This is a genomic window from Nostoc sp., from assembly GCF_036918015.1.
In the GTDB taxonomy this organism is placed as follows: domain Bacteria; phylum Cyanobacteriota; class Cyanobacteriia; order Cyanobacteriales; family Nostocaceae; genus Nostoc.
Genome location: NZ_JBALEO010000029.1, coordinates 1 through 892, shown reverse-complemented (window position 1 = coordinate 892; position 892 = coordinate 1). Strand labels below are relative to the sequence as shown.

The 892-nt window shown below is 45.3% G+C and carries 1 protein-coding gene; it reads left to right on the top strand.

The window, feature by feature from the left end:
* The coding region (locus V7K61_RS06930) for a putative Ig domain-containing protein (RefSeq protein ID WP_335052147.1) at nucleotides 1–892 on the top strand (892 nt) is incomplete at both ends.

The window sequence follows — 892 nt, the reverse complement described above, 5'->3', positions numbered from 1 at the left end:
CTGCCACTCTCGAAAACGGCAACCCTCTGCCGAGTTGGTTAAGCTTCAATGCTACTACCAAAACCTTCAGTGGTACTCCCTTAAATGAAAACGTCAGTGCAAACGTCGGTAGCCTAAACATCAAAGTTACCGCCACGGATATTGCTCAAGCTCAAGCGAGTAATGTCTTTACACTCACTGTTAATAACACCAATGATGCGCCACAGGTGGCGAATGCGATCGCTAACCAACCAGCAACAGAAGACACAATTTTCAATTTCACTTTCCCAGACAACACCTTTAAGGATGTTGATGCTGGCGACATTCTCACCTACACCGCCACTCTCGAAAACGGCGACTCTTTACCGAGTTGGTTGAGTTTTAATGCTGCAACCAAAACCTTCAGTGGCACTCCCTTGAATGCGAATGTGGGTAGCCTCAACATTAAAGTTATCGCCACAGATACTGCTCTTGCTCAAGTTAGTGATGTTTTTGTACTCACCGTTAACAACACCAACGATCCGCCAGAGGTGGGGAATGAAATTGCTAACCAACCAGCAACAGAAGACACAGTTTTCAATTTCACTTTCCCAGACAACACCTTTATTGATATCGATGCTGGCGACATTCTCACCTACACCGCCACTCTCGAAAACGGCGACTCTCTACCGAGTTGGTTGAGTTTTAATGCTGCAACCAAAACCTTCAGTGGCACTCCCTTGAATGCGAACGTGGGTAGCCTCAACATTAAAGTTATCGCCACAGATACTGCTCTTGCTCAAGTTAGTGATGTTTTTGTAATCACCGTTAACAACACAAACGATCCGCCAGAGGTGGGGAATGAAATTGCTAACCAACCAGCAACAGAAGACACAGTTTTCAATTTCACTTTCCCAGACAACACCTTTATTGA